This window comes from Desulfospira joergensenii DSM 10085, from assembly GCF_000420085.1.
Classification (GTDB): domain Bacteria; phylum Desulfobacterota; class Desulfobacteria; order Desulfobacterales; family Desulfobacteraceae; genus Desulfospira; species Desulfospira joergensenii.
Genome location: NZ_ATUG01000002.1, coordinates 646,206 through 667,845 on the forward strand (window position 1 = coordinate 646,206; position 21,640 = coordinate 667,845).

Annotated in this window: 17 protein-coding genes; 14 read left to right on the top strand and 3 right to left on the bottom strand. The window is 53.0% G+C overall.

The features are described from left to right. Positions 1-127: 127 nt before the first annotated feature. The 3 genes from F608_RS0115330 to F608_RS0115340 are packed head-to-tail and all read left to right on the top strand — an operon-like array spanning position 128 to position 3,385. Entirely contained in the window at positions 128-1,582 is a 1,455-nt protein-coding gene (locus tag F608_RS0115330) for an ATP-binding cassette domain-containing protein (protein WP_244154295.1), read from the top strand. After that, positions 1,579-2,913 (top strand): DUF945 family protein, encoded by a 1,335-nt coding sequence (locus F608_RS0115335; protein WP_022666535.1) that lies wholly within the window; start codon positions 1,579-1,581, stop codon positions 2,911-2,913. The genes F608_RS0115330 and F608_RS0115335 overlap by 4 nt, the downstream gene beginning before the upstream one ends. Continuing rightward, a complete protein-coding gene (locus F608_RS0115340) occupies positions 2,906-3,385 on the top strand; it encodes a methylated-DNA--[protein]-cysteine S-methyltransferase (RefSeq protein ID WP_022666536.1) in 480 nt (159 codons plus the stop codon). Before F608_RS0115335 ends, F608_RS0115340 begins: the two co-directional genes overlap by 8 nt. An 8-nt stretch (positions 3,386-3,393) precedes the next feature. Here F608_RS0115340 and F608_RS0115345 read toward each other — a convergent pair whose 3' ends face one another. Further along, the gene (locus F608_RS0115345) at positions 3,394-4,788 is read right to left on the bottom strand and encodes a VWA domain-containing protein (protein WP_022666537.1); all 1,395 of its coding nucleotides are present in this window, start codon (positions 4,786-4,788) and stop codon (positions 3,394-3,396) included. After that, the gene (locus F608_RS0115350; RefSeq protein ID WP_022666538.1) at positions 4,782-5,714 is read right to left on the bottom strand and encodes an AAA family ATPase; all 933 of its coding nucleotides are present in this window, start codon (positions 5,712-5,714) and stop codon (positions 4,782-4,784) included. The genes F608_RS0115345 and F608_RS0115350 overlap by 7 nt, the downstream gene beginning before the upstream one ends. A 427-nt stretch (positions 5,715-6,141) precedes the next feature. Here F608_RS0115350 and F608_RS0115360 point away from each other — a divergent pair, with 427 nt between their 5' ends. From F608_RS0115360 to F608_RS32190, 11 genes are all read left to right on the top strand, one after another. Then, entirely contained in the window at positions 6,142-7,053 is a 912-nt protein-coding gene (locus F608_RS0115360) for a sugar phosphate isomerase/epimerase family protein (protein WP_022666540.1), read from the top strand. A 167-nt stretch (positions 7,054-7,220) separates the two neighbouring features. Beyond that, complete coding sequence (locus F608_RS0115365) at positions 7,221-7,853, top strand: corrinoid protein (RefSeq protein ID WP_022666541.1); 633 nt, start codon at positions 7,221-7,223, stop codon at positions 7,851-7,853. An 88-nt stretch (positions 7,854-7,941) separates the two neighbouring features. After that, on the top strand, positions 7,942-8,625 hold the full coding sequence (locus tag F608_RS0115370) for a GntR family transcriptional regulator (RefSeq protein WP_027362803.1): 684 nt from the start codon (positions 7,942-7,944) through the stop codon (positions 8,623-8,625). A gap of 473 nt (positions 8,626-9,098) precedes the next feature. After that, entirely contained in the window at positions 9,099-10,568 is a 1,470-nt protein-coding gene (locus tag F608_RS0115375; RefSeq protein WP_022666543.1) for a trimethylamine methyltransferase family protein, read from the top strand. Between the two features lie 81 nt (positions 10,569-10,649). Beyond that, on the top strand, positions 10,650-11,957 hold the full coding sequence (locus F608_RS0115380) for an NAD(P)/FAD-dependent oxidoreductase (protein WP_022666544.1): 1,308 nt from the start codon (positions 10,650-10,652) through the stop codon (positions 11,955-11,957). Between the two features lie 132 nt (positions 11,958-12,089). Further along, the gene (locus F608_RS0115385) at positions 12,090-13,733 is read left to right on the top strand and encodes an ABC transporter substrate-binding protein (RefSeq protein ID WP_022666545.1); all 1,644 of its coding nucleotides are present in this window, start codon (positions 12,090-12,092) and stop codon (positions 13,731-13,733) included. A gap of 70 nt (positions 13,734-13,803) precedes the next feature. Beyond that, complete coding sequence (locus F608_RS0115390) at positions 13,804-15,102, top strand: ABC transporter permease (RefSeq protein ID WP_022666546.1); 1,299 nt, start codon at positions 13,804-13,806, stop codon at positions 15,100-15,102. Next, positions 15,095-16,009, top strand: a complete 915-nt coding sequence (locus tag F608_RS0115395) for an ABC transporter permease (protein WP_022666547.1) — start codon at positions 15,095-15,097, stop codon at positions 16,007-16,009. Before F608_RS0115390 ends, F608_RS0115395 begins: the two co-directional genes overlap by 8 nt. 60 nt (positions 16,010-16,069) lie before the next feature. Next, positions 16,070-18,235 carry a dipeptide ABC transporter ATP-binding protein gene (locus F608_RS32185; RefSeq protein WP_022666548.1) on the top strand — a complete coding sequence of 722 codons (2,166 nt, stop codon included), beginning with the start codon at positions 16,070-16,072 and terminating at the stop codon, positions 18,233-18,235. A 190-nt stretch (positions 18,236-18,425) separates the two neighbouring features. After that, positions 18,426-19,043, top strand: coding sequence for an FmdE family protein (locus tag F608_RS0115405; protein ID WP_022666549.1), 618 nt, complete (start codon positions 18,426-18,428; stop codon positions 19,041-19,043). 95 nt (positions 19,044-19,138) lie between these two features. Beyond that, entirely contained in the window at positions 19,139-19,336 is a 198-nt protein-coding gene (locus F608_RS32190) for a hypothetical protein (protein ID WP_022666550.1), read from the top strand. A gap of 12 nt (positions 19,337-19,348) precedes the next feature. On the opposite strand, the gene F608_RS0115415 is transcribed toward F608_RS32190, so the two are convergent. Further along, positions 19,349-21,625, bottom strand: a complete 2,277-nt coding sequence (locus F608_RS0115415; RefSeq protein ID WP_022666551.1) for a tetratricopeptide repeat protein — start codon at positions 21,623-21,625, stop codon at positions 19,349-19,351. Positions 21,626-21,640 lie beyond the last annotated feature (15 nt).

The following is a 21,640-nucleotide window of genomic DNA, read 5'->3' on the forward strand; positions in this document are numbered from 1 at the left end:
TTCAGAATCCTTATTCAATCTATTCCTAATCAATGATACATTACAATTTCAGATTGTCAAATTTGAAATTGTATCTAAAGGCCAATCCTTGACAAAGACGGGCAGGGCTGTAGAATGGCCGGAATTATTGAAATCAGAACAAGGACCCAAAGATATGCTCAACCGCCCCGGCCGAATAGAGATCCTCAACACTCAATTTGAAAACATCATGATCCGCAAGTTCCATGCCGGCCCGGGCCAGGCATGGTGTATTATCGGGGCTAACCAATCCGGAGCCCAAAGCTTTTTCCGGCTGGTTTCCGGGGATGGGGAAAAGGATACATCCGAAAAACTGGAACTGCCGGAAAATACGGGCGTGGTTTCGTTTAAGGATCAGCAGGAAATCTATGAGGCGGAGCTGAAAAAAGATGAGACCGACTTCATGGACAAAATTGATCCCGGCACCCGGGCCCGGGATTTTATCCACGATCCCGGCTCCCGTGCAGAACTGATCGAGGCGTTAGGCCTTACCGGTTCCCTGGACAAGGGATACCGCCAGCTCAGTACGGGGCAGTCCAGAAAACTCATGCTTTTGTCCAGGATGACCCCGGGCCTGTCCTGTCTGGTCATCCAGAGCCCCTATGACGGGTTGGATCTCAAGACCTGCCGGGAAGTGGATAAGGCCCTGGCCCGTCTTTTCCAGGAAAATATCCTGGTGATGGTCTTTGTCAATAATATTGACGATATCCCGGCCTGGTGCACCCACATGGGCGTCATGGGAGAGCACGGCCTGGAACTTACGGGCCGGAGGGAAGAGGTTGAAGGCTCCCTGGAACAGGTGTTCGCCGTTCTTTCCCCGGATTTTCAAGCCAGGGCCGAGGATCTGGCGGAAAAAAAAGAGGGCCGAAACCAGCCGGGGAGTGTGAACAAACCCGAAGAACTGATCCGCCTTAATAAAGGATTTGCCGGATATCAGGGAACAGAGGTCTTCAAGGACCTCAATCTGATCATCCGGGAGGGGGATCATACCCTGGTGACCGGCCCCAACGGCTGCGGCAAATCCACCCTGCTCCAGGTCATCATCGGAGATCACCCGGCCTGCTATAGGAACGACTTGAGGATTTTCGGGATCCAGAGGGGAACCGGGGAGTCCATCTGGGATCTGAAGCAGCACATGGGCATTGTCAGCCCGGAGCTCCACCGGAATTACCACGTTCCGGGCTCTACCCTTCACTGCATCATCTCCGGCCTGTTCGACTCCATCGGGCTTTACCAGACCTATACGGCCCAGGAGGAAGAAAAGGCCCGCCAATGGCTGGACCGCCTGGGTATGGCCCAAGATGCCGGCCTTCCCTTTAGAAACCTGGAATATGCAAGGCAGCGCCTGGTTCTCATTGCCCGGGCCCTGATCAAACTGCCCCGGCTCCTGGTCCTTGACGAGCCCACCCAGGGATTGGATCAGCTCAACCGGGAGGCGGTTCTCGATTTTCTGGAGGGGATTGCCCGGGAAAAACTGAGCACCATCCTCTATGTCAGCCACCGCCGGGACGAATTCCGGGATTTTTTTGTTCAGCATCTTGAGCTGGGGACCAAAACCAAATGAGATCCATAAAATTTATCGCCGTGATTTCATTTATCTCTTTTGCGGCCTTGGCCTCCATACCCGTGGCAACCGGGATGATCATGGAAGGCTTCCTTACAGAGCAATTGACCGGGAAAACAAAAAACGGGGCGGTGGAGATTATCAATTACGACCGGGGGCTGTTTTCCTCAAAAATTGAGTGGAGATTTAAGGCGGACGGTCTTGAATCTATTTTTGGGGTCAGGGAGATTCTTCTCCTGGACCGGGCGGACCACGGGTTCTTTAGCGTAAAATCTCACACCCGTCTTGACAAAAATCCATGGTTCCATGATTTTTTGAGTCACCAGCTTAAGGGGAAAAATCCCCTGGAAATGGCAACGACATACAATGTTTTTGGAAATCTGGAATCAAGGATATCCCTGAAAGAATTTTCTTTGGACAGGGGCGGCAGTTCCATGAAGATCCTGCCCGGGCAAGTCCAAATCTCCATGGATAAAAACGGAATAATTTCAGCCTCCCTGGACTGGAAGGGGGGCGAATGCCCCGGCCGGTTCACGGCCGGTTCCCTGACCATGGATTCACAGATGCAGAAGGCTTCCGACTATACATGGGACGGCCGGATTTCTGCTAACCTGGATCATTTGAAAATCGACTCCGTAAAATTCCAGGATACATCCCGGCCCCTTGAGCTGGACAGCCTGACATGGGAATATACATCAAAACTCAATCCGGAAAAGAAGTTCCTTTCCTTTGGAATGGGATATGGATTTCACAGTCTGGAATGGGGAACCAGCCTTGTTCGTGACGGAGCTGCCCGGGTCAGCCTGAACCGGGTGGATGTTCCGGGATGGCAGTGGATCATGGGGGCGTACTCAAAGACCCTGACCGGGATCCTCAATGATGTTGTCCGGGCAGAACCGGATACCCATGAGATCTATCAACGGCTGGGGGAGGTTGCCGGAGATATCGGATTCCGGTTTCTGGGCCAGTGTGAGAGGCTGCTGAAAAAGGGGCTGGAAATCCGGGTGGCCGACTTCAAGGCCCGGTTGGATCAAGAAGGTGAACCCAGGGATATCCGGGGAGACATGACCCTGTCTCTGAAGAAAAATATGACCCTGGCCGGATTCATCCCCATCCTGCTCAGGCCGGAAGCTGTCTTTGAGATCTTTGACCTGAAGACTTCCATGACCCTGCCCGCGGATATGGCAGACCAAAACCCGGCCCTGGTGACTCCCATTTTCCAGGGCATGGAGACCGGTCTTTTTATCCGGGATAAGGATGTCCTCTCCCACAGGGCCGAGATCCTGGACAGCCGCTTGATTTTAAATCAAAGGGAGGTCTATTTTGAATAAAATTCGGTATGCCTATTTTGAGTCCCCCCTGGGAAGGCTGCTGCTCACCGGTCAGGACCGGCTTCAAAGCCTTCATTTTCCCAAGGGAACCACCCGGAAGGAGCCCGGAAAAGAGTGGGTCCCGGATCCGGAAGGGTTCAAGGATGTTCTGGAACAGCTGGAAGCCTATTTTCAGGGGGAGCTGAAGACCTTTGCCCTTGATCTGGATCCACAGGGAACCCCATTCCAGGAAAAGGTCTGGAAGGAACTGGTCAAGATCCCCTTTGGCGAGACCCTCTCCTACGGGGAGCTGGCTCACCGCATTGGCAATCCCAAGGCCTCCCGGGCCGTGGGAATGGCCAATGGGAAAAATCCCATCGCCATCATCATCCCCTGCCACCGGGTCATCGGCAAGGACGGCAGCCTGACCGGGTTCGGGGGAGGGCTGGATATCAAGGCCGGACTTCTGGAATTTGAACGGGCCAATCTCTGATACGGGGATCAGAGAACCAGTTCCCGGACAAAATCGGTGAGATGCTTCAGGTTCATGCAGGTACGGATCTCGTGGCAGTGGTGTTTGTAAGTATGGATCTCGCTGTCCCCGGTTCCCCAGAGACGGCCCGGCTCCGGAATGAGCCAGATGATCCTCCGGCATTTTTCCCGGATCTGTTCCAGGATATGGGCCCGGGGGTTGTAGTAGTTGGACCGGCCGTCCCCCAGAATGATCAGGGTGGTTTTCATGTTCAGGTCTGACCCGTGATTCTCCAGGAAGTCGTGGAGAACAGAACCGTAATCGGTTCTTTCATTCAGATTGATTCCCGGGTCCTTGAGGATTCCGGCCACGGCCCGGTCAATGTCAAGGTCCTTAAAATAACCGGATATCTCGGTAAGTTCCGCCACAAAGATAAAACTTTTGATCTGGGAGAAACATTCCTCCAGGGCATAGAGCAGCTGAAGCATGAACCTTGCCGTGGACCAGACCGATCCGGAGACATCGCAGAGGGCAATGATCCGGGCTTTGGCCGGGATCTTTTTTTTATAGATGATTTCCAGGGGGATGCCCTGGAACCGGTTGGCCCGGCCCAGGGTCTTTTTGACGTCCAGGCCTCCCCGGTTCCGGGTTCGGTATCTTCTTCCGGCCTTGTCCTTGAGTTTTTTCACCAGCCTGTCCATGAGGATTCTGGCCTGGTCCAGGTCCTTCCCGGAAAGGGAGGAAAAGGGCATTTCCCGGATCCGGCCGGGATCCAGCGGACTCCCCGGGTCCTGCCGGAGGGCAATGTTTTGGGAGACCGGCTCCCGGGAGAGGATAGCCAGGGCCCGGTCCAGGCTGCTGTGATAGAGGTTCTTCATCTGCCTGACGGCCTCCCCGGTGCCTGAATCGGTTTCTGGAATCCCTGTGATCTGCTGCCGGATCCGGTTGGCCGTGAGCAGTACATCCAGCTTGGCCGAAAGAGGCCCCAGGTTTGACTTGAACCCCCGGGGAGTCTCTTCCTCCCGGGTATGGATGGCCTGGACCCGGGCCAGGAAAGGTTCGGGATCTCCCCGGAGAAAATCGAGAAGAGCCCGGGATAATTTTCCTTTTTCCTGTTTCTTGTCCGCCTTTCGGGCCTGATTCTCCAGGGCCAGGTTCAGTTTTTCAATGGCTCTGGCTTTCCCGGGGTCCGGCCCCATGGAAAATCCCGAATGCTGGGAAAAGAAGAGTTTGTACACCTCTTCAAACCGGTTCCTGTGCCGGATCGTCTTTATAAAATGGGCCCGGATTATGGTCTTGAACCGGGATTGGTCCGTAAATTCAAGGGATTCAAGGCTTCTGGCGCAGTCCAGGACTTCCCCCGGGGAGACCATGAGGCCGTATGCCCTGCAGCAGGCTGCAAATTTAACCAGGCCGGTCAGCATGGTTCCGGGCCGGGGCAGGCCGTGAGAAGTTCGGCAATATGCTGGCGGATCAGGATAAGATCGGACTGGTATTTGAGGACAAGGTTCAGGGTCTGGTCCACGGTCCGGGGGGTTAAATCCTTTACTTCCAAGGCGGCCAGAGCCCGGGCCCAGTCAATGGTCTCGGAGATACAGGGTTTTTTCTTCAGGTCCATGTCCCGGATCCGGTGCATGACCTTCACAAGCCTTTCCAGGAGTTTCTTTTCGATTCCCGGCACCCGGGTCCTGACGATTTCCATCTCCCGCTCAGGCGGGGGGTAGTCGATGTAGAGGTGGATGCACCTCCTTTTCAGGGCGTCGCTCATGTCCCTGTAGTTGTTGGAGGTGAGAAAGACCAGGGGAATGGTCACGGGCTTCCGGGTGCCGATTTCCGGTATGGTGACGGAAAAATCGCTGAGCAGCTCCAGGAGAAAGGCCTCAAACTCCGGATCCGACTTGTCCACCTCATCGATGAGCAGGACAACCGGGTCTGGGGATAAGATGGCCTTGAGCAGGGGCCGGGGCTGGATAAACCGGTCTGAAAAAAAAGCATCTTCCTGGGCCGCGATCTTTTCCACGGCCTTGGCCAGGCTGGGGGCGTCTTTGATGACGCTGTTGATCCGGTCCTTGACCATCTGGGTGTAGAGAAGCTGTTTGGCATATTCCCACTCGTACAGGGCCTTGGCCTCATCCAGGCCCTCATAGCATTGAAGCCGGATCAGGCGGCGGTTCAGACAAAGGGCCACGGCTTTGGCCAGCTGGGTCTTGCCCACTCCGGCCGGTCCCTCCACCAGCACGGGCTTTTGGGTGGCCAGGGCCAGGAAGACCACCGTGGCCATTTCATCCGAAGCAATATACTGGGCCGATTCCAATTGGTTCAGAACATCTTCAACCGTTTCAAACCCCATGGGTGCTCCTTTTCATTCTGGTTTGGCGGGACGGATCATTCGCCCCAGGGTTCTTGTTATACCGGCCGGGCCGGGTTGTCAATTGCAAGGTGTCTCGTGGCATGGGCAGAGAAAAGAAACCCGTTGTCTCCATAATCCTGTCCCTGGGACCGAGCAGATCTCGTTTTTTCGGGAAGGGATAGCCAATCCGTATTTTAACGGGTTTTGGAAATCAGACAAAAGTACAGAACGGCTCAATCGCCCTTTTTAAAAAAGGTAAAGGTCAACCAGAAGCAATTTCCCAGTCTGAAAGGCAAAGCAAAGACTTCTTGTAATTCAATGAAAAATTTGTGAAGTTGAAATCCGGGAAAAAACATTTCCTGCCCATTTTTAGCTTCTAATGGCTATTTGATCTGGATTTTAATTTTTATATAAGGACCTTCTGTCAATGACGACCCATGAAGACAAATCTCCCATGCTTCTCGGACTTCACACCTACAGCCTATATCACCACGGCATCGGCCAGGACTGGGCCGGTTTTGAACTTCCCTGGGAAAGGCAGATGAGCACCTTTGAACTCTTTGACCTGGGCCTGGATCTGGGCCTGGACGGGTTTCACCTGGATGACGGGGTGCTGGAGAGTCTGGACCCGGCATATCTGGATGAAGTGGGGCAGGCGGCCAGAGAGAGAAACCTTTTCCTGGAGTATAACATGTCCCTGGATCTGGGAAATTTCGGTATCGGGATCCAGCATGACATTGAAGAGGGCATTGCCACGGCCGCTGCCATTGGCGCAGATCTGGTCAAGGTCGGGATGGAAATTCCCCGGCCCAGACCCAGGGCGGGCTCCCGGTTTCATCCCAAAGTCAGGCCCTTTCTTGAACAGACCCGGGACCGGTTGAAAAAGGCTGCACCGGCCGCCGTGAGTGCCGGTGTCCGTCTGGCCCTGGAAAATCATTGTGACAGTTTTTCCGAAGAAGTGATATGGGTGATCGAGCAGGTGGGCCATCCCTTTGTGGGGGCCTGCATCGATACCATGAACCCCTGGCATATAACCGAAGATCCCATCCAGGCCGTTGAAAATCTGGCCCCCTATGCCTTTACCAATCATTTCAGGGATGACCGGATTGAATTTCGCAGGGATGGATTCCAGGTCCGGGGAACGGCCGTGGGGGAAGGCGATATCGATATGAAAAAAGCCTATGACCTGATCAGAACCCTTTCTCCCTGCGGCCGGATCAACATTGAAACGGAAATGGGGTTCAGCCTGGACAATCGGGAAAAAGCCCTGGCCGGGGAACTTGAGGCCGTGAAGAAAAGTATTGATTTTTGCCGGGATATCTTGGGAATCGGAAAGTAAAATCAAAATTGATACATCAATCAGATCAGTTGGAACATAAAAATTGAATTTTGCATGGTGTAAATCATTAAATTGTTGATATTAATTTGCCCCTGGTATATGGATATAGGCGCGAGCATTTTATATGTCCCAGGACATAGACAACCCAAATCAAGAGGAAATGAAAAATGCCTGATTACAAAGAGTTGAATGATGCTGTGATTGGTGGGGACCTTGCAGGAATCGCCGGGATGGTCCAGAAGAGTCTGGATGCGGGCGGCGATGCTTCTGAGATCCTGAATCAGGGCCTGATCGCTGCCATGGATATTGTCGGTGAAAGGATGGAAAGCGGGGACATGTTCATCCCGGAAGTCCTCATGGCCGCCCAGTCCATGGGCAAGGGCGTCGAAGTTCTCAAACCCCTGTTAAAGGAGGGGGAGGGCTCGGGCTCGGGCAAGGTGGTGATCGGAACCGTTAAAGGCGATCTCCATGATATCGGTAAGAACCTGGTGTCCATGATGATCGAAAGCTGCGGTCTGGAAGTTCACAACCTTGGCGTTGATATTCCGCCTGAGGATTTTGTCAAGAGTATCAGGGATAAGAATGCTGATATTGTCTGTCTGTCCGCCCTCCTGACCACCACCATGCCCATGATGAAACAGACGATTGACGCCATCGTGGAGAGCGGGCTGCGGGATCAGGTGAAAATCATGGTCGGCGGTGCTCCGGTGACCCAGTCCTTTGCCGATGAGATCGGTGCCGACGGCTTTGCCGCAGATGCAGGCTCTGCGTCCAGGATGGCCAAGGGTTTTGCCGCCTGATTTCCATTCAAATTAGCCGGGCCTGTCTGTGCAGGCCCGGTTTGACAACCGGCAGAGTATTGCCAACGCTTTTCCCCAGGAGAGATTGATGCCCCAAAAAACAAAGGATGCCGCAAAAGACATCATTTACAGGAAAATCCGGACCGAGATCATCACCGGAAGAAAAAAGCCAGGGGAACGCCTTTCCATTGATCTATTGAAAAAAGAGTTCGGTACCAGTGTAACCCCGGTCCGGGATGCCCTTCAGATGCTCGGGCAGGAGGAACTGGTAACCATCAAGCCCAGATCAGGATACTATGTTACCCTGATTACCCTGAAGGAACTCAACGACATGCTGGACCTGCGGTGTATCCTTGAACTGGCTTCGGCGGCCCTGGCAGCCGAGAGAGTTACGGAGGAGCAGATCTCCCGCCTGGAGACCGTGCATGCCGGGTATACCGACGACGGAGATGAGTCCAATGCCCGGTATACCGAAGAAAATAAGAAATTCCACTATCTTGTGGCCCAGGCTTCGGGCAACCATGAACTGGCCCTGCAGATTGCCCACATCCATGACCGGCTTGCCAGGTTCGTGGTAATGAGTACAACGGGCAAAAAAATTGCCCAGACCCATTCCATACTTATCGGACGCCTGAAAGCCCACGACGCAGCCGGTGCCCAGAAGGCCATGAAAAAAGAGATCGATGACGGCCGGAAGCTGATCATGGACAGGATCATGCAGGAAGAGGCCAATTACTGGCACCTGGGGGCAACGGGATCCTCTGATCATTGATGATGGCGTCCCGGACCGGTAGAACGCCGGCCTGGAAAACATAGATCCCCCTCTTGCACCGGTCAGACTTTTTCAGGGCTGCCAGCCCTTTTATACTTTTCACGGATTTCCAGGTATTTTCTAGAACAATCAAATAAAGTGATATGATTAATTATTACAATTGATATATTAAAATTAAAGAAAAAAGCCTCTACTATAATTATGGCAATATTTATTAAATAAATTATTGATGTCAATATATTCATATGATACAGGAAACAAGCGTAACCTAATTTAAAGGGGAAATATGGATCAGGCACAATGGCAGGGTCGGGTATTGGATGCGGATCTGACTGTCGGACAAGGCAGTTCTACTCTCTTTCCCGGCCGGGCCGTACCCGGCACCTGTATCATCATACGCCTGATGAACCGTCTCCCCTGTTCCGGAAAGCCAAATTGAGACTGATAATGATAAATTTACCAAGGAGTAGATAATGATTCAAACATCCAACATCCCAAGCCGGTCCGTGCAGATGAAAGTCCTGACCGATGACCAGATCTGGGAGGTTCAGCAGGCCGCCTTTGATATCGTTGAGAAGGTTGGATTCAAATGTATCCACAAGGAAGTCCACAAGATGATGAAACAGGCCGGGGCTGTGATCAAGGACAATATCATCCGTATGCCCAGGTTTATTGTGGAACAGGCCCTTGTAACCGCACCCAGGGGCTGGACCATCTATGACCGGACCGGCCGCAGGGCCATGGAGGTGGAAGGAGAGAAAAGCCATTTCGGAACATCCACAGGAAGCCCGAACACCCGGGACGCCTTTACCGGCGAGATCCGGGAAACCACCATCCGGGATATTGAAATGGGGGCCCTTGTGGCCGATTATCTTCCCAATATCGACTTTGTCATGCCCATGGGAACGGCCCAGGACGTTCCGGCCGCAGCAGCGGAATTGTATGAGATTCCGGCCCTGGTATCCAATACGGTAAAACCGGCCGTGTTTCTCTGCTACAGCTCTCTGGGCTGCAAGTATGTATATGAAATGGCTTCCGTGATAGCGGGAGGACGGGAAAATTTGAGTCAAAAACCCTTTTTGATCGCCTATCCCGAGGCCATTGCCCCCCTGCATTTTCCCGATGAAGTGGTAGAGAGAATCTTTATAGCCGCCGACCGGTTCATGCCCCAGCTTCCCGGCTCAACAGTCCAGGCCGGGGCTACCGGGCCGGTGACCCTGGCCGGGGTTCTGACCCAGATCACGGCCGAGGCCCTGATTCACATCACCATTGCCCAGTTAAGGAAAACAGGGTGTCCGGTGGGGATGAGCGGAAACGTGGGGATCCTGGATATGAAAACCGCCCTGATGACCATGGGGGCCCCTGAGAACAGCCTGGCCACCATTGCCCAGGCTGAAGTGGCCGCCTCTTTCGGTCTTCCCACCTGGGGACTGGCCGGGGCCACGGATGCCAAAAGGCTGGATGCCCAGGCCGGAATCGACAGTACCTTTTCCATTTTCAGCCAGGGCCTGTCCAAGCTCAACCTCATTCATGATGTGGGATACATGGCCTCGGGTATGGCCTGTTCCCTGGAACAATTGGTTATGGGAAACGAGGTGGTTGGCATGACCAAGCGCTTTGCCCAGGGCATCACCATCACCAGGGAAACCCTGGCCCGCCAAGTGATTCAGGATGTGGGACCGGCCGGCCATTTCCTGGCCCAGAAACATACCATGACCCATTTTAAAAATGAACTTTCCAATACCCGCATCCGGAACCTGCAGAGCATATCTGCATGGCAGGACAGCGGATGCCCGAGTCTGGAAGAGAAGATCAGAGAAGAAATTCAGATGATTTTAGACACCCATAAGCCTGAGCCTTTAAGCAATAAAGTTCTAACCGAATTGGAACGGTTGAGGAAAGAGGGCGAAAAAGAGATATTAAATAAACTGGCAAAAGAATAGATTTTGAAACTCAATGTACCAAAGATCATTGAAAAATTGATAAGATGAACATCCCCTGGATGGATGATTCCGGAGAAATATATGAACAATAAGCAATACGATGCAGTCATTATCGGGGCAGGCATTATCGGGAACTGCATTTCCTATGAAATGGCTCTCAAAGGCTATAAAACCCTTAATATCGACAAGTTGGGTGGGTCCGGATTCGGCTCCACAGCCGGTTCCTGCGCAATTATCCGCCTTTACTACTCTTCCCCCGAGGGCGTGGCCCTGGCCCGGGAGGGGTATTACTATTGGCTGGACTGGAATCGGTATCTCAATGTCACGGATCCCGACGGCATGGCCTACTATAAAAACACCGGCGCCATGGTGTTCAAGTCGGACATCAACAAAAACCTGGCCCCGGTGATGGAATCCCTGGATGCCCTGGGCGTTGGATACCGGGAACTGAGTCCAGGGGATATGAAGCAGTACCTGCCCAATCCGGATTTAAGATCCTATCATCCCCAGAAGCTCATGGATGATCCGGAGTTTGGCAAGCCCACCGGTCCCAGCATAAACGGGGCCGTCTATGTGCCTGAATCCGGCTATGTGAGTGATCCCAAACTCTCCACTCACAACGTGGAGATGGCGGTTCGGAACGTGGGCGGCGACTTCATGTTCAACGCCGAGGTGACGGATATCCTGACAAAAGACGGCCGTGCCGCCGGCGTGACCTTGAAAGACGGTACCGTGATTGAAGCCCCCATTGTGGTCAATGTGGCCGGACCCCACTCTTATTTTATCAATCGGATGGCCGGCATTGAGGACAAGATGAACATCAAGACCCGGGCCCTGAGGGTGGAAGTGGCCCATGTGCCCAGTCCCCAGGGGGTAGACTGGGAAAATACAGGGGTGATCACCTCGGATTCAGACACCGGGGTATATACCCGGCCGGAAACGGGAAACCACTGGCTCATCGGATCGGAAGAACCCAAGTGCGATCCCCTGGAGTATGTGGACCCGGATGACTACAATCAGAACTTTACGGACCAGCTCAAAACCCAGGCCATGCGCCAGGCCATGAGGGTCCCGGACCTGCCCATACCGAACAAGAACCAGGGCCTGGTCGATCTTTACGACGTGTCCGACGACTGGTACCCCATCTATGACAAATCGGATCTGCCCGGGTTCTACCTGGCCATCGGCACCAGCGGGAACCAATATAAAAATGCCCCGGCCGTGGGTTCTTTTATGAGTGAGCTGATCCAGTACTGCGAGGCCGGAAACAATCACGACAGGGACCCCCTGCAGTATAAGATGAAGTATATCGACCGTACCCTGGACATCGGGTTTTTCAGCCGGAACCGGGAGATCAACAAGGATTCCAGCTTTTCTGTCATCGGATAAAACAAGGAAAAAATATAGAAAAAAAATTGCAATAATCAGTGTGGCATGTATGATACATGTAAAATTCAGAATCAAATATTTTGCATGAAAAATATTTCAGTCCAATCTACATCAAAGCAAAGGGAGGTAAGTATGAAAAAAAGAATTCATCCGGCAGTACACGACCTGAAAAACGACATGGAAAAAGGAAAACTCTCGAGAAGAGAATTCCTTAGAATGTCGACTTTGTTGGGGGTTTCAGCCTTTACCGCCACCCAGATGGCAGGATTGCCCTGGGTATCCAAAGCTTTTGCAGGCACGGTAAAGCGTGGCGGCACACTGAAAATTGCAACAGCACTCCAGAAAATTGCCCATCCGGCAACCTATTCCTGGATTGCCGCATCCAACGTAACCCGTCAGGTGGCCGAGTATTTGACCCTGACCGACGGGAAAAACATTACCCATCCGTATCTTCTGGAAAACTGGGAGGCCAGTGATGATTTGAAGACCTGGACTCTCAACGTCAGGAAAGGGGTGAAGTTTAATAACGGCGACACCTTTACCGCGGACGACGTTGTCTTCACCTTTAACCAGTGGCTGGATGAGACGGTCGGATCTTCCATGAAGGGTATGGTCGGCGGTTATCTGGATGCCAATGGAATCGAAAAGACCAATGACTACCAGATCAAACTTCATCTGAAGGTTCCTGAAATCGCCGTGCCCGAGCATTTGTTCCAGTATCCGGCCCAGATCCTTAACCACAAGACTTTTGAAGGTGATTTTCTCAAAGCACCCCACGGCACAGGACCCTATACCCTGGAAACTTATCGCGAAGGCGAACTGGCAGTAGTCAAAGCCCGGAAAGACTACTGGCGCAAAGGAGCAGACGGCAAGCGCCTGCCCTATCTGGATGAAATGAAATTTATCGACATGGGTACGGAAACTGCGCCCATGATTTCCGCGATCAAGAGCAAAGACATTGATTTTATCGATTTGTCCGATATCGGCGGTACGGACATCTACCGGGCCCTCAAGGATGATTCGAATATCCAGATCCTGTCTGCTCCCACGGCATCCGCCCGGGTTCTTCGAATGCGCGTGGATCTCAAACCCTGGGACAATGAAAAGGTCCGTCTGGCTTTGAAAAAATGTCACAATCATGAAAAGATTCTGGCGCTTTCCTACATGGGACAGGGCCTGGAAGGACAGGACTTTCATGTCTATCCCCTGCACCCGGAATACTGCAAGATGCCGGTACCGGCTTATGATCCGGAAGGCTCCAAAAAACTGCTGGCCGAAGCCGGATATCCCAACGGCCTTACCGTCAACATGGCCGTGGGTTCGGGCTGGCCAGACGTTGTCCGGTATGCTGAGATCCTCAAACAGGACGCCATTGCCGGTGGATTCAAAATCAACCTTCAGACCATGCCCAACTCCCAGTACTGGGAAAAATGGACCGAAGTGGACCTGGGGATTACCCCCTGGACCCACCGGCCCCTGGGCACCATGGTGCTGAATCTGGCCTATAAAGCAGATGAAAACGGCAAGCCCGTTGCCTGGAACGAAACCCGCTGGGTGGATGAGGAATTCTCCAAGATCCTGGAAGAGGCCAACGGTACCCTGGATGTGGAAAAACGGCGCAAGCTGTTCTGCAAACTGCAGAAAATCCAGTATGACCGGGGGTCCATCGCCATCGGTTACTGGCGGTCTGTATGGATGGTCGCCAGAAGCAATGTCAAGGGCCTTGACGGCCATCCCAACGGCTACATGCTGTTCAACGACGTATCACTCGCATAAGCCCGCATCAGGACCGCCCCCAGGCCGTTTAGGCCTGGGGGCGGTTTAAACCAAGTCAGCAGGGGTTTTTATGATTGTCTTTATTCTCCGACGCTTTTTCTTGTTGTTCTTAACCATGATTCTGGTTTCCGTAGCCGTATTCATTATTGCGGAGTCCTCTCCCGGCAACATCGCCAAAAATGTTCTGGGAGCCTTTATCACGCCTGAGCAGGAGGCATCCTTTATCCGCCAGAACGGTCTGGATCAGCCCATGTATATCCGTTATTTCCACTGGGTGATCGGAAATGACTGGATCGCAAAAAAGAAGGTCAACATGCCCATCAAGAAGATTACCACCCAGAAAGGGTTTGAGGAATGGTGGGCGGTCAAGTCCGACGGTTCCCTGATCCGGTGGAAGGTAGACGGTGACGATCTCGTGGCCATTAACATCAAGGCCGACGGCAGCAAAACCGAATTCACGGACAATGAACGATGGGTCGTTATTGATGGCGGCAAACAGGAGTTCTGGGGGATCGACCGGCAGAATCACGCAGTCCGCTGGGTTAAAGGGGATACGGAGAAGGTTTGGGTATTTGTCATGGGCAAGGGATGGATGGAGAGTTCCGGCGGTCCCAAGGAATATATCCCGCTTAAAAAAGGTTTTCTCAGAGGGGATCCCGGGATCTCCTTCAGGACCGGCCGGCCTGTGAGCAAGAGCCTTTTTGTCCGGTTGCGCAATTCCGTGGTTCTGGCCGGGACGGCTTTTGTCATCGTCATGCCCCTGGCCCTCCTCCTGGGCATGATTGCAGGCCTCAAGGAGGGGTCTTTCAAAGACCGGTTCCTGTCTGTCGGCGGAATGATGTTTTCCGTTGTCCCGGAGTTTGCCACGGGTATCTTTTTGACCTTGATTTTTTCCGTGTGGCTGGGGTTGCTTCCCGGTGCCGCTGTCCTGGGTACCTCCGCTCCCTGGGAAAAACCCATGATGCTGATTCTGCCGGTGTTAACCCTGACCCTCATCGAACTGGGGTATGTGCTTCGCATCACCCGGGCCTCCATGGTGGAGGTCATGAAATCCCCCTATATCCGGACGGCTTTCCTTAAGGGCCTTCCCTATGAACAGGTGGTATTCAAGCATGCCGTGAGAAACGCTCTGATCGCACCCATTACCGTTATCATGCTTCACGTCAACTGGCTTTTGGGCGGGATCGTGATCGTGGAGGTGGTGTTCGGATATCCGGGTCTTGGGGCCTATCTGCTGGAATCCGCCCTTTACAAGGATTTCAATGCCCTGGAAGCGGGGGCCATGATTATGGTCATGGTGGCCGTTGGCACTCAGCTCATCGCCGATATTATCTATACATTTTTGAATCCGAGGATACGATATGCCTGAGAAGCAAAAGACGAATAACGGGAAAACCAAATCAAAACAGCTCAAAGAGGCCTTTGGCATTCTGTTCAGCTCCAAAATAGCCATGGTCGGTTTTGCCATTGTTCTGTTCTGGGTTTTTGTGGCCGTTTTTGCCCCGTATTTGACCGATTATACTCCCTATGACCAGGACTGGAAAGCACCCAACCAGGGACCGTCTGCCCAGCATATCCTGGGTACCGACGAACTGGGACGCGACCTGTGGTCCCGCCTGATTTACGGCGCCCGGGTGGTTCTGGTGGTGCTTCCGGTTACAGAGGAGATTTCCCTGCCCGGCGGAACCGCCATCTGGGGGGTGGTGATCGCCCTGTTCATCGGATCCGCACTGGGGCTGATCGGCGGATACAAAGGGGGCTGGATTGACGAAATCGTGATGCGGCTACTGGACGCCATGATGGCCATTCCCGTGATCCTGCTCTATTTAATCATCGTTGCGGCCATCGGGGCATCGGCCATCAATGTGGTCATTGCCATTTCCATTGTGGGGGTTCCCGGTATTGCCCGGCTGGTGAGGAGTCTGACCCTGGATATCAAGACCCGGGAGTACATTCGGGCCGCTGAAACCCGGGGAGAGAGCGCCTGGTTCATCATGTTTGTGGAAATCCTGCCAAATACCCGGGGCCCTATCATCATCGACGCCATGCTCCGGGTCGGATATGCCATATTTGCCATGGGGACCCTGGGGTTTCTGGGGCTTGGCATGCCGCCACCGTCTCCGGACTGGGGATCCATGGTGGCCAAGGGCCGGGCCTTTATCCTGACAGGCAGTCCCTGGGCGGCCCTGTGGCCTTCTTTGGCCATTGCTTCCCTGGTCGTTGGTCTCAACCTTCTGGCCGACGGTATCCGGGAAGAGTCCATGCGGTACCAGTAAAACAATTGATAATTGAGAATGAGCAATTGAGGAATAACATTTGGGGAAGTAAAGGTGGCCATGGAAAATGCATCTGAAGTACCGGTACTGGAGGTAACGGATCTTGCCATATCATATAAAACCCGGAAGCGGGATGTGCCGGCGGTCCGTGGGGTGAATTTTACGGTCCGCCACGGGGAAACCGTCGGTGTGGTGGGGGAGTCCGGATGCGGTAAAAGCACCATCGCCTTTGGGATCCTCGATTTTCTGGGGGCCAACGGAAGGGTGGTCGGGGGCTCCATCAAATTCATGGGCAAGGAGATGGTGGGCACCCCGAAAGAAGAGCTCAGAAAGATCCGGGGCAACAATATCTCCATGGTTTACCAGGACCCCATGCAGGCCCTGAACCCCTCCCTGACCCTGGGAAGCCAGCTGTCTGAAGTGCTGACGGCCCATACGGACATGACCCGGGACGAGGCAAGGGACCGGTGTATCACCATGCTGGAAAGGGTCTACATGCCCGATGCGGCCAATGTTATGAACCGGTATCCCCACATGATCTCCGGTGGTCAGCAGCAGAGGGTAATCATTGCCATGGCCCTTTTAAACAACCCCTCCCTTCTCATCATGGACGAGCCCACCACGGCCCTGGATGTGACCGTGGAAGCGGCGGTCCTGGAGCTCATCGAAGATCTGAAAAAGGATTTCAACACGGGCATCATCTTCATCACCCATAACCTGGGCGTGGTGGCCAAGGTATCTGACCGCCTCTGTGTCATGTACGGCGGGGAAATGGTGGAGAGGGGGCCCATAGAGGAGATGTTCGCCAATCCGGCCCATCCCTACACAAGAGGCCTGCTCTGCTGTGTACCGAGGCTGGGGGACAGCCTGTCCAACAACCGGCTCTGGTCGATAAGGGGACGGGTGCCCCATCCGTCGGAACGGGCCAAGGATTCCTGTATCTTTGCCCCGAGATGCGACTGGCTGGAAAAGGGAATGGGGCTTTCCGACAAGAGTCTGGTGGCAAAATGCCGCATTGAACATCCCAGGCTGAAAGATATCAGCGATGACCACAAATCCCGGTGCTTTCTGGGCAGGGAAACCCTGAAAACCCCATGGAATGACTTTGTCCGGGGACAGAAAAGGAAACTGGTCCATGTGCCCGAAGATGACGATGAACTGGTTACCATGGACAAACTTCTGGGCGTGGACAAGCTGAGGGTCTGGTATAAGGACCGGAATCCTTCCCTCAAGGCCATACTGGGAATGGAAAAGAAAAAATACGTCAAGGCCGTGGATGATATCTCCCTGAAGGTGATCAAGGGCAGCACCGTGGGGGTGGTCGGGGAGTCGGGCTGCGGCAAGTCCACCCTGGTCAAGGGAATCATAGGGCTGGAAAAACCCACCTCTGGAAATTGTGACCTCATGGGGCTTGATATCACCCAGCCGGTGAAGCAAAGGGATCTATCCCTGATCCGGGAGCTTCAGATGGTGTTCCAGAATCCGGATTCAACCCTCAATCCCTCCTATTGCATCGGAAAGCAGATCGGCAGACCCATCCGCAAGTTCGGGACCGCGCCCAGGGGAAAGATCCGGGAAGAGGTGGAACGGCTTCTCCGGGCTGTAAAACTGGCCTCCTACTATTATGACCGGTACCCCAGACAGCTGTCCGGGGGGGAGAAGCAGAGGGTGGGCATTGCCCGGGCCCTGGCCAGCCGTCCCTCCATGGTGATCTGCGATGAACCGGTTTCCGCCCTGGATGTATCGGTCCAGGCGGCGGTTCTCAATCTGCTCAATGAAATCAAGGAAGAGATGGGCACCACAATGATCTTCATCGCCCATGACCTGAGCGTTGTACGATTTATCTCCGATTTTATTGCCGTCATGTACCTGGGCCAGATAGTGGAATTCGGGCCGGTTGACTCCATATATCCGCCGCCCTACCATCCCTATACCGAAGCCCTGCTTTCTTCGGTCCCCATTCCGGACCCCCGTCAGAAGCGTCAGTCCATCGTCCTTGCCGGGGATGTGCCCTCGGCCATGGACAAGCCCGCTGGATGTTATTTCCATACGCGGTGTCCCAGGCGCAGGGAACTGCCGGACAATGGGAATATATGTACACAGCAGGCCCCTGAATTCCAGAAGCTGAAAAACGGGCATAAGATCCTCTGCCATATTCCGGCGGACCGCCTCACGGAGCTGGCCCTGGAAAGGGGGGATAAACGCATGACCCTGGCCACGGGGTAAGAAACAGATAATAATTAAGAAAGAGCCTTCTTAAATTTCATCCTCCGGTCGGACAGGTTTTCGGCTGGAGGATCATTTATTAGAGAATCAGGCCTGGACCGATCCCGGAAAATATTTCAGATAACATTGAAATCGGCTTTCCAGGACTTATATTCCGGAACAGACACAATTGAAATCAGGAGAACCATCCATGGCCTGTTCCATTGAAAAAGAATTGATCGAACAAACCATTGCATTCCACGGCCACAACTGCCCGGGCCTCAGCATCGGGATCAGGGCCTCTGAGCTGGCAATGGAAAAGCTGGACATCCATGAATCAAAATCAGCCCTGTGCGTGACCGAGACCGACATGTGCGGGGTGGATGCCATCCAGTTCCTCACGGGGTGTTCCTTTGGCAAGGGAAATCTGGTCCACAGGGACTGGGGAAAATCCGCGTTCACCTTCTATGACCGGGATGTCGGAAAAGGTTTCAGGGCATTGTTCAGGGACGATTTCAGGGAATCTGAAAAAGATGCCGAGCTCACCCGTGATCTGATGGCCAGGGCCCTTAAAGGACGGGCAACGGGAGAGGAACAGACCCTTGTCCGGGAAAGGAGAAGCCAGAGAATCCACCAGATCATGAATGCGGACCTTGATGCGCTTTTTGTTTCCAAGGAGATTGATGCTCCCCCGGTCCGGCCGGCCCGGATTTTAAAGAGCATCCCCTGTGACACCTGCGGTGAAATGACCATGGAAACCCGGATCCGCCTCTTTGACGGGACCCGGATGTGTATTCCCTGTTTTCAGGGGGTGGAACAGAAGATATAACCGGGCCGCCCATGAAAAGAATTTTAATGATTTCTTAACATGGATTCCGTATAATGGATGCAAGTAAATATTCTATAATTGATTGAGGTGATATCATGGATACAACATATGTCTGTACGAACAACAATTGCTCTTTTCCGGGATCCAATCCCTTTGAAATGACCTTTAAGTCTGAAACCATCATGGACGCAAACAACGTGGCCAGCCTGTTCTGCCCCTTTTGCAAGAATGAAATGAACCCGTCATCCGCCCCGGACACGTCCGATGATCAGAGCGGTTCCAGGATCTCATAAACCCTTCCCGGATTACATCTGTTCCAGGATTTTCCTGGCTTCATCCGCACCCTTAAAGTCTTTTTCCAGTTCAAGGGCCTTTTTCAGGAATTTTTCAGCATTGGCATAATCCCATTTTTTATTGTAGGCCAGACCCAGGTGAAAGTTGAAAATCGGGTTTTCAGGTTCTTTTTCAACACAATTGCCGAACTCTTCAATGGCCGAGTCATACACCTGTTTTTTATAGTAGACCCAGCCCAGGGTATCCATTATGGCCGGTACCTCACCTCCGAGTTCCTTGGCCTTCCGGGCCAGGTCCAGGGCCGTGTTCATCTCCCGGTCCCGCTCGGCATAGAAAAAGGCCAGGTTGTTCATGGCCGGGATATATTCCGGGTTCAGGCCCAGGGCCTTTTTATAATGCTCCTCTGCCAGGACATCCTCTCCCATTTTTTCGTAAAGGGTGCCGAGATAGGAGTGGGAGCCGGCCTGGTCCGGCCGGTTGGCCAGCAGGTCCTTGTAAGTCTGGAGTTCTTTTGCTTCATTTTTTTCGGCATTGTAGATCATGGCCAGGGAGAGATAGGGCTGGATGAATTTGGGATTTTTTTCAATGGAAAGGGCAAAGACCTTTTCGGCCTCGGCCGGCTTTTGGAGGGCCATGAGCAGATTGCCCTTCAGCCCCAGGATAATGGAGGCAACAATGGGGTTTTCTTCTCCTGCGGCCTTTAACTGGGCATCACATTTATCCATGGCAATCTGAAACTCTTTCCGGGACACATGGAGCCGGATCACATTGGTGAAAACATCCATGAGGCCGGGGTTGATGGCCAGTGCCTTTTCATAGGCATCCAGGGCGGGTTCGGGTTTGTTTTCGGCCATTTTAAGGTTGCCCAGCCTGAAATATGCGGCAGGGTTGTCCGGATGGGTCTGGATCAGTTCCTGGTAAACCGCCTCGGCTCTTTTTGTCTCCTTTTGTGCCGCGTGGATATTGCCCTTTAAGAGGAGGGCCCGGTAATCCCCGGGCCGGGATCTGAGGGCCTTTTCTATTTCGGATTCAGCCAGGAAATAATCGGCCTTCTGGTAATAAATATCTGCTGTCATCAGCCTTGCCCTGTAGTGATTGGGGCTTTTTTCCAGGGTTTTGGAAAAAAAGGGAAGGGCCTGGTCAGGCTTGCCTTTTTCAAGGAATATGGAGCCCAGGAAAAAATTGTACTCAGGCGACTCGGGTTCTCCGCTTAAAAGGGATTGAAAGATCTGTTCGGCCTGGTCCAGTTTTTTCTGGGAGGCCAGCAGCTTTCCTTTTAAGACCTTGGCCTGGGGAAAGTCGGGCCGGCCGGCAAGAACCTCATCCACCATTTTTTCCGCTTTTTCAAAATCTTGTTGCAGATAATAAAAATCTGCATAGGCGGTTTTCAACCCGTCATGGTCAGGATCGATGCTCAGGGCCTTTTTAATATACCCTTCGGCCTTGTCAGGCTCTTCCATGGAGTTGTAGAACCGGGCAATGAGCATATGGGGAAGGGGATTTTCCGGTGCCAGGTCAACGGCCTTTAAATATTCTTTTTCAGCCAGATCGGTGTTCTGGGTGCCCGAATAAAATGTGGCCAGCATGATTCTGGGTTCCATGTCCTCGGGCCTTTGGCTCACGAGATTTTCCAGCACGGACCGGGCAGAATCAACCTGCCTGTGTGCCAGGTAATATCCGAACAATGCCCTGTGGGTGTTGATGTCTTCGGGATCGGTCTGTACGGCTTTTTTTAAGATGGTTTCAATGCTGGTTGTTTTTCCCTGGGCCTGGTATATCTTGGCAAGCACCAGCATGGCTCTGGTCTGCCCGGGATCAAGTTCCAGTATCCTGTCATATACGGCCTCAATGGCCTCAAGATCTTCTTTTTTACTGCTCAAAAGGCCGGCCTTGAGATAGAGGGCCTTGATATTCTCCGGTTCCTTTTCCAGCACATCATCAATTCTCGTCCCGGCTTCGATTCTTTTCTTGGCCAACAGATAAAAGGATGCCACCTGGAGCTTTGTCTCAAGATTCTCAGGTTCCAGCTGCTCCAGTCGCAGGAATGCGGCAAAGGCGTCCTGGCCATTCTTCTGTTTCAGGTAGATCTGGGACAGGATTCGGTAGGCTTCAACAGAACCGGGATTCAATTTGACGGCATTTTTCAGCTGGATTTCAGCCTTGCCATATTCCTGGTTTTCAAAGAAGGTTTTCCCTTCCCGGGTGAATTTGTCGGCTTTCTGCTGGTCTGAGGAGCACCCGACAACGACCCAAAAGGCGATCAGAAAAATCAAGCAAAAGCGTTTCATTTGTTTTCTCCTGAA

Bases quoted from the DNA above. Each gene is read 5' to 3' on its own strand.
- F608_RS0115335 (WP_022666535.1), top strand. From the start codon at position 1,579: ATGAGATCCATAAAATTTATCGCCGTGATTTCATTTATCTCTTTTGCG.
- F608_RS0115345 (WP_022666537.1), bottom strand. From the start codon at position 4,788: ATGCTGACCGGCCTGGTTAAATTTGCAGCCTGCTGCAGGGCATACGGC.
- F608_RS0115350 (WP_022666538.1), bottom strand. From the start codon at position 5,714: ATGGGGTTTGAAACGGTTGAAGATGTTCTGAACCAATTGGAATCGGCC.
- F608_RS0115360 (WP_022666540.1), top strand. From the start codon at position 6,142: ATGACGACCCATGAAGACAAATCTCCCATGCTTCTCGGACTTCACACC.
- F608_RS0115365 (WP_022666541.1), top strand. From the start codon at position 7,221: ATGCCTGATTACAAAGAGTTGAATGATGCTGTGATTGGTGGGGACCTT.
- F608_RS0115370 (WP_027362803.1), top strand. From the start codon at position 7,942: ATGCCCCAAAAAACAAAGGATGCCGCAAAAGACATCATTTACAGGAAA.
- F608_RS0115375 (WP_022666543.1), top strand. From the start codon at position 9,099: ATGATTCAAACATCCAACATCCCAAGCCGGTCCGTGCAGATGAAAGTC.
- F608_RS0115380 (WP_022666544.1), top strand. From the start codon at position 10,650: ATGAACAATAAGCAATACGATGCAGTCATTATCGGGGCAGGCATTATC.
- F608_RS0115385 (WP_022666545.1), top strand. From the start codon at position 12,090: ATGAAAAAAAGAATTCATCCGGCAGTACACGACCTGAAAAACGACATG.
- F608_RS0115390 (WP_022666546.1), top strand. From the start codon at position 13,804: ATGATTGTCTTTATTCTCCGACGCTTTTTCTTGTTGTTCTTAACCATG.
- F608_RS0115395 (WP_022666547.1), top strand. From the start codon at position 15,095: ATGCCTGAGAAGCAAAAGACGAATAACGGGAAAACCAAATCAAAACAG.
- F608_RS32185 (WP_022666548.1), top strand. From the start codon at position 16,070: ATGGAAAATGCATCTGAAGTACCGGTACTGGAGGTAACGGATCTTGCC.
- F608_RS0115405 (WP_022666549.1), top strand. From the start codon at position 18,426: ATGGCCTGTTCCATTGAAAAAGAATTGATCGAACAAACCATTGCATTC.
- F608_RS32190 (WP_022666550.1), top strand. From the start codon at position 19,139: ATGGATACAACATATGTCTGTACGAACAACAATTGCTCTTTTCCGGGA.
- F608_RS0115415 (WP_022666551.1), bottom strand. From the start codon at position 21,625: ATGAAACGCTTTTGCTTGATTTTTCTGATCGCCTTTTGGGTCGTTGTC.